At 68.1% G+C, this 6,790-nt stretch carries 6 protein-coding genes and 1 tRNA gene; 4 read left to right on the forward strand and 3 right to left on the reverse strand.

The genetic code is table 11. The annotated features are described in order from the left end of the window. Positions 1-383 precede the first annotated feature (383 nt). The 3 genes from AC2VOU_RS09465 to AC2VOU_RS09475 are packed head-to-tail and all read left to right on the forward strand — an operon-like array spanning position 384 to position 2,630. Positions 384-1,580 (forward strand): hypothetical protein, encoded by a 1,197-nt coding sequence (locus tag AC2VOU_RS09465; protein WP_486957149.1) that lies wholly within the window; start codon positions 384-386, stop codon positions 1,578-1,580. A 25-nt stretch (positions 1,581-1,605) separates the two neighbouring features. Then, a complete protein-coding gene (locus AC2VOU_RS09470) occupies positions 1,606-2,298 on the forward strand; it encodes a glycosyltransferase family 2 protein (RefSeq protein WP_486957144.1) in 693 nt (230 codons plus the stop codon). Further along, on the forward strand, positions 2,295-2,630 hold the full coding sequence (locus AC2VOU_RS09475; RefSeq protein ID WP_486957145.1) for a DUF2304 domain-containing protein: 336 nt from the start codon (positions 2,295-2,297) through the stop codon (positions 2,628-2,630). The genes AC2VOU_RS09470 and AC2VOU_RS09475 overlap by 4 nt, the downstream gene beginning before the upstream one ends. Positions 2,631-2,705: 75 nt before the next feature. Here AC2VOU_RS09475 and AC2VOU_RS09480 read toward each other — a convergent pair whose 3' ends face one another. After that, entirely contained in the window at positions 2,706-3,650 is a 945-nt protein-coding gene (locus AC2VOU_RS09480; RefSeq protein ID WP_486957146.1) for an NAD-dependent epimerase/dehydratase family protein, read from the reverse strand. On the opposite strand from AC2VOU_RS09480, the gene AC2VOU_RS09485 reads away from it, so the two are divergent. Continuing rightward, positions 3,616-5,445, forward strand: a complete 1,830-nt coding sequence (locus AC2VOU_RS09485) for a hypothetical protein (protein WP_486957147.1) — start codon at positions 3,616-3,618, stop codon at positions 5,443-5,445. The two genes, AC2VOU_RS09480 and AC2VOU_RS09485, sit on opposite strands and share 35 nt — an antisense overlap. Positions 5,446-5,532: 87 nt before the next feature. On the opposite strand, the gene AC2VOU_RS09490 is transcribed toward AC2VOU_RS09485, so the two are convergent. Together AC2VOU_RS09490 and AC2VOU_RS09495 are read right to left on the reverse strand one after the other, a co-directional pair. Then, positions 5,533-5,608 (reverse strand) — tRNA-Thr (locus tag AC2VOU_RS09490). Between the two features lie 52 nt (positions 5,609-5,660). Next, positions 5,661-6,790: DNA polymerase III subunit delta' (locus tag AC2VOU_RS09495; protein ID WP_486957148.1), on the reverse strand; the 1,130-nt coding region annotated here is incomplete at its 5' end.

Below are 6,790 nucleotides of genomic sequence, written 5' to 3' on the forward strand. Positions count from 1 at the left end.
GCGACTGCTGATCGGCGCATCGTCGGTTCGCCTGACCGACGCGCCATGACCACCACGTCGAACGACAGCACCGCGATGGTCACCACGAGGGTGGAAATCCACTCCAGCAGGTGGACGTGCACGGGTATACCTCCGGTCGTTGACAACCAGAGGTCTCTTCCACCGCCGCGGCCGCGGCGGCCCACGGGCCGGTCACCCGATGGTGGGCGACGTGATGACGACTCCGCAGTGTGAGGAATACTCCCCTCTCCCAGCAGTCTGTCAGGTCGGGGCGGTCGCAGCATGCGGAGGTCGGTGCGAGCTGTGAGTATTTTCAAACGGTGACCGAAGTAGGCGGCACCCCAGGAGTCGGGGCCTTCGCGAGCCCGATCGCCCGCAGCAGCATGGCCCGGGTCGGCGCGGCGACCGCGATGACAGCGGTATGCGGTTACGCCGTGGTGTACTTGGCCGCCCGCGACCTGGCGCCGGTCGGCTTCTCCGTCTTTGCGGTGTTCTGGGGGGCGTTCGGGTTGGTCACCGGGGCCGCGAACGGCCTGCTGCAGGAGACCACCCGCGAAGTTCGCGCCGCGGGGTATGTCGGGGGGCCGCCGGATGCCCGCACGCATCCATTGCGGGTGGCAGCTCTGGTCGGGGTCGGGGCCGCGGTCGTGATCTTTGTCAGCTCGCCGTTGTGGAGCGGCCGCGTCTTCGCGCAGGAGCACTGGCTGTCGGTGGGCCTGCTCAGCTTCGGGCTGGCGGGGTTCTGCCTGCATGCGACATTGCTCGGCATGTTGGCCGGCACCAATCACTGGACGCAGTACGGAGCCCTGATGGTCACCGACGCCGTTATCCGGGTGGCCGTCGCGACCGCCGGCGTGGTGGTCGGCTGGGCCCTGGTCGGTTTTCTCTGGGCCACCGTCGCGGGTGCGCTGGCCTGGTTGATGATGATCGCGGCTTCGCCGGTGACCCGGGCAGCGGCGCATCTGCTGACTCCCGGCAGCACCGCCACGTTTCTGCGCGGGGCGGCGCATTCGATCACGGCTGCCGGAGCCAGCGCGATCCTGGTGATGGGCTTCCCGGTGCTGCTCAAGGTCACCTCCGGCCAGCTCGGCGCCCAGGGCGGGGTGGTGATTCTGGCGGTCACGCTGACCCGCGCGCCGCTGCTGGTGCCATTGACGGCCATGCAGGGCAATCTGATCGCGCACTTCGTCGACCAGCGCACCGCACGGCTCCAGGCGCTACTCGCACCCGCGGCGCTGGTCGGTGCCATCGGTGTGGTCGGGGTGCTGGCGGCGGGCGTGCTGGGACCGTGGCTGCTGCGGGTCGGCTTCGGTCCGGACTATCACGCGTCGGGCACGCTGCTGGCCTGGCTGACCGCCGCCGCCGCGGCGATCGCCTTGCTGACGCTGACCGGGGCCGCCACTGTCGCCGCGGCGTTGCACCGGTCCTACGCGCTCGGCTGGGTGTGCGCGACGGCAGCGGCGGCGCTGCTTCTCCTGCTGCCGCTACCACTGGCTACCCGCACCGTGATCGCACTGCTGTGCGGCCCGTTGGTCGGTATCGCCGTACACCTGGTCGCGCTCGCGCGTGCGGGCCGCTGATCTGCGTGTAGCTTGTGGGCTTGACATGCCCAGTGAAACGCGCGACGTCTGGATCGTGGTGCCCGCCTACCATGAAGCGGGCGTCATCGGCGATGTGATCCGCCAACTGCGCTCGGTGTTCGAGAACGTGGTGTGCGTCGACGACGGCAGCACCGACGACACCGGCGACATCGCGCTGCGCGCCGGGGCGCATCTGGTGCGACACCCGGTCAACCTCGGCCAGGGCGCGGCCATCCAGACCGGGGTCGAATACGCCCGCAGCCAGCCCGGTGCGCAGATCTTCGTCACCTTCGACGCCGACGGTCAGCACCGCGTCGACGATGTCCTCGCGATGATCGACCGCCTACATTCCTGCGCCGCCGACATCGTCATCGGCACCCGATTCGGGCCGGGCGTCAGCCGGCCGCCGCTGCTCAAACGCGCGGTACTGCAAACCGCGGCGGCTCTGAGCCCACGTGGCCGCAGGCTGGGTCTGACCGACAGCAACAACGGCCTGCGGGTCTTCAACAAGACCGTTGCCGATCAGTTGGACATCACCATCAACGGCATGGGCCATGCAGGAGAATTCATCATGCTGATCGACGAAAACCATTGGCGGGTAGCCGAACAACCGGTCGAAGTGCTCTATACCGAGTACTCCTCGGCAAAGGGGCAACCTTTGCTCAACGGGGTCAATATCATCGTCGACGGGTTCCTGCGAGGAAGGACGCCGCGATGAATTGGATTCAGGGTCTGCTGATCGCCTCGATCTTTGCGCTGGTGATTTATCTGGTGCGGTCCCGCCGCAGCGCCCAGACACAGGCCTGGATCAAGGTGGGTTTCGTCTTGTTCCTCATGGCCGGCGTCTACGCGGTTCTGCGCCCCAATGACACCACGGTGGTGGCACATTGGCTCGGAGTCGCGCGCGGCACCGACCTGATGCTGTACGCGTTGATCATCGTCTTCAGTTTCAGCACACTGAACACCTACCTGCGGTTCAAAGATCTCGAATTACGTTATGCGCGATTGGCCCGCGCCATCGCGCTCGACGGCGCTCGACCGCCGCAATAGTCAGCAGTCGTGTGATTGCCGAGCAGGATGGCAACGCTGCCAGCGACATTGCGGCGTCGAGGTAGTAAGCGGTCGTTATCGGGCGTGTGTCTGCCGGAAGAACTCCACTGTGCGGACCACGCCGTCGTTGAGCCCCACATGGGGGTGCCAGCCCAAAACCCGTTCAGCCAAACCGATGTCAAGGCAAGACCGTTTGAGGTCGCCGAGCCGGGACGGATGAAATTCCGGATCGTCGGGGGCGCCGACAGCGGCGGCGACCACTGAATGCAGTTGGCGATCAGAGGTTTCCAGGCCGGTGCCGATGTTGAAACGCTGACCGCCACCGGCCGCGCCGGAAGCCTTGACAAAAGCGTCCACCACGTCGTCGACGAAAACGTAGTCGCGGGTATTGGAGCCGTCACCGAACACCTTGGTCGGCTTGCCGGACAGCAACGCCTGCGCGAATATCGCGACCACGCCGGCCTCGCCGTGCGGATCCTGGCGCGGGCCATAAACATTGGCCGGGGCGATGTGCGAGCACTCCAGCCCGTAGAGATGCCGGAACGTGTTGAGGTAGATCTCACCGGTCACCTTGCCCGCGGCATACGGCGACGCCGGATCGGTGGGCACCGCTTCGCTGGTCGGGTAGGTCGGCGGCGTGCCGTAGATCGAACCGCCCGAGGACGTGTGCACTACCTTGCGCACACCGGCCTGCCGCGCGGCGTCAGCCAGCCGCACGGTCCCGATCACGTTGACCGATGCGTCGAATTGCGGGTCGGCCACCGAGTGCCGGACGTCGATTTGGGCGGCCAGGTGGAACACCACCTCAGGCTGATGCGCGCCGAAGATCGCCGGCAGATCGGCGGTGACGATGTCGGCCTCGACGAAGGAGAACCCGGCCGTGTCGGCCAGGTGCTCGAGGTTGGTGGCCCGCCCGGAGGCATAGTTGTCCAGGCCGACGACGGTGTGCCCGTCGCTCAGCAACCGGTCGACTAGCGTCGACCCGATGAACCCGGCAGCCCCGGTGACCAGTGCGCGCACCGGCCCACCATACCGACGGGCCCGCCGGCTACCGAAGGTGGCGCTGGTCGCCGGGATGCTCATCGCCGCACAGCTGGTGGTCCGGGGGGTGCTGGCGTTTGGTGGTTACTTCTACTGGGACGACTTCATTCTGGTCAGCCGGGCCGGCACACACGGTCTGCTGTCGCCGTCGTTCCTGTTCGACGACCACGACGGCCACGTCATGCCGGCCGCATTCCTGGTGGCCGGCGCCATCACCCGGCTGGCGCCGCTGAACTGGGCCGGGCCAGCCGTCAGCATGGTGGTGCTACAACTGCTGGCCTCGCTGGCCCTGCTGCGTGCGCTGCAGGTGATCCTGGGCTGGCGGCCGGTGCTGCTGGTACCGCTGACCTTCGCGCTGTTCACCCCGCTCGGCGTGCCCGGCTTCGCCTGGTGGTCGGCGGCCCTGAATTCGCTGCCGATGCTGGCCGCGCTGGCCTGGGTCTGCGCCGACGCGATCCTGTTGGTCCGCACCGGCAATCAGCGCTACGCACTCACCGGTGGGCTGGCCTATCTGGGCGGGCTGCTGTTCTTCGAGAAAGCGGCGGTGATCCCGTTCGTCGCGTTCGCGGTGACGGCATTGCTGCGTCACGTAGCAGGTGATCGATCGGCGGTTTCGGCGACGTGGCGCGGCGGACGGCGATTGTGGACGGCATCGCTGGGGCTGACCGCTGGATGGATCGCGGTGTATCTGGCGGTGGTGAACCAGCGGCGGTGGAGTTCGGACCTGGCGATGACGTGGGATCTGTTGCGCCGCTCCATCACTCACGGCATTATCCCCGGCCTGGTCGGCGGACCGTGGCAGTGGGGCCGGTGGGCGCCCGCCTCGCCGTGGGCCACTCCGCCGGCATCGGTCATGGCAGTCGGGTGGCTGGCATTGGCCGCGATGCTGGCGCTTTCGCTGGTGCGCAAACGACGCATCCTGCCGGTGTGGCTGACCGCTGCCGGTTACGTGGTCGCCTGCCAGGTGCCGATCTATCTGATGCGGTCGTCGCGCTTCACTGCGCTGGAACTGGCTCAAACCTTGCGCTATTTGCCCGATCTCGTCGTGGTGCTGGCGCTGCTGGCCGCGGTCGGGTTCTGCGCGCCCAACCGCCCGTCGTCACGCGGACTGGATGCATCATTGCTGCGCAACGCCAGTGCGATTGGGGTGGCGGCGGCGTTCGTGGCGAGCGGCCTGTACTCGACGGCGACGTTCCTGACGTCCTGGCGGGACAACCCCGCTCAGCCCTACGTGATGAATGCCCGCCGCGATCTAGCCGCCGCGCGCGCGACATCCGATGCGCCGCTGCTCGACCAGGAGGTCGACCCACTCGTGCTCGGCCGCGTGGCCTGGCCCGATAACCTGGCCAGCCACCTGTTCGCGCTTATCCGCGATCGCCCCGAATTCGGCTTGACGACAACGCAATTACGAACTCTCGATACCCACGGCCGGCTGGTTGATGCGCAGGTGACCTGGGTGCGCGCGATGACACCCGGACCGGTGCCGCAGTGCGGCTATCTGGTGCAGCCCGACCATCCGATCGAGATCGGGCTCGACGGCCCACTGCTGCCGGCGGACTGGGCGGCAGAGATCAACTATCTGGCCAACAGCGACGGGTCGATGTCACTGGCACTGTCCGACGGGCCTACCACCCGGGTGCCGGTGCATCCCGGACTCAACCGGGTCTACGTGCGACTGCCCGGTGCGGGCACTGCGATCCGGGTCCGGGCCAACACGGCCGCGTTGAGCGTGTGCCTCGCCGCCGGACCGGTGGGTTACGTGCTGCCGCGGTGAGGGGCGAGCGTGCATAGCATGCCATTGCTCGCGGCGCGTCGGCGTACAAACACGCACAGTCGCGACTGAATACTGGAGCCACCAAAATGGAGCCACCTAGGAGAATCGAACTCCTGACCTGCTCATTACGAGTGAGCCGCTCTACCGACTGAGCTAAGGTGGCGTGCCCCGACGGGCGGGATGAGTCTACGGCAGGGCCTCGTGAGCGCCCAAGTTCAGTCGCGCAGCGCCTGGCCGATGGTGGCGACCATCGCGTCGACGGCGAACCTGGGTTTGACGTTGATCGCCAGCGCCTCCCGGCACTCCAGCACCGCTTCGATGCAGCGCAGCAGCCGATCAGCCGGAACGTGGGCGGCCATCGCCGCGATCTGCTCGGCCATGTCGGGGTGATTGGGCCGCACGCCACCCGCGCCGGCCGAGACCAGCAGCGCGTCACGAAAATACGTTGCCAGGTCGATCAGCGCCCGATCCAGCGCATCACGCGAGGCCCGGGTATGACGCGACTTCTGCCGTCGCTCGAGGTCTTTGATCGCGCCGGCCGAACCACGCAGGGCACCCGCGGTGCCCTTGCCGGTGCCGCCGGCTCCCAGCGCCGTGCGCAACTCCTCGGTCTCGGCATCGTCGCGGCCGGCCGTCAGCACCGCCGCTTCGGCCTCGGCAGCAGACACCAGTGCCTCGGCAGCAGCAAATGCCTTGGATCGGGTCGCCGCGTCGCGGGCCAGACCCAGAGCCTGCAACCGCCGCTCCCGCGCCTCCGGGTCGGTGGCCAACCGCCGCGCCCGCCCCACGTGCCCGCCGCTCACCGAAGCCGCCCAGCCTGCGGTCTGCGCCGACAGCCCGTCGCTGTCGATCAGAACCTGGGCGATGGCCTCCGGCGACGGCGTCACCAGCGCGATATGCCGGCAGCGGGACCGCAGCGTGATCGCGATGTCCTCGGGATCCACCGACGGCGCACACAGCAGGAACACCGTGGACGGCGGTGGCTCCTCGACCACCTTCAGCAGCGCGTTCGCCGCGCCTTCGGTCAGCCGGTCGGCGTCCTCGACCACGACGATCTGCCAGCGGCCGGTGCTGGGCCGCCGCGACGCGACCTGGACGATCGCGCGCATCTCGTCGACACCGATGGACAACCCCTCGGGGACGACGCGACGCACATCGCCGTGGGTGCCGGCCATCGCCGTCGTGCAGGACCGGCACTCGCCACAGCCAGGCAAACCTTCTGACGTGCACTGCAGGGCCGCGGCAAAGCACAGCGCGGCCACCGAGCGACCCGAACCGGGCGGGCCGGTGACCAGCCAGGCGTGCGTCATGGCGGCGCTGTGAGTCGAATCACCGCGAGCGGCGG

The organism is Mycobacterium sp. TH-M25, assembly GCF_057473665.1.

What these genes read in the sequence shown, in the direction of transcription:
- AC2VOU_RS09465 (WP_486957149.1), top strand. Translation starts at nt 384, where the DNA reads ATGGCCCGGGTCGGCGCGGCGACCGCGATGACAGCGGTATGCGGTTAC.
- AC2VOU_RS09470 (WP_486957144.1), top strand. Translation starts at nt 1,606, where the DNA reads ATGCCCAGTGAAACGCGCGACGTCTGGATCGTGGTGCCCGCCTACCAT.
- AC2VOU_RS09475 (WP_486957145.1), top strand. Translation starts at nt 2,295, where the DNA reads ATGAATTGGATTCAGGGTCTGCTGATCGCCTCGATCTTTGCGCTGGTG.
- AC2VOU_RS09485 (WP_486957147.1), top strand. Translation starts at nt 3,616, where the DNA reads ATGAACCCGGCAGCCCCGGTGACCAGTGCGCGCACCGGCCCACCATAC.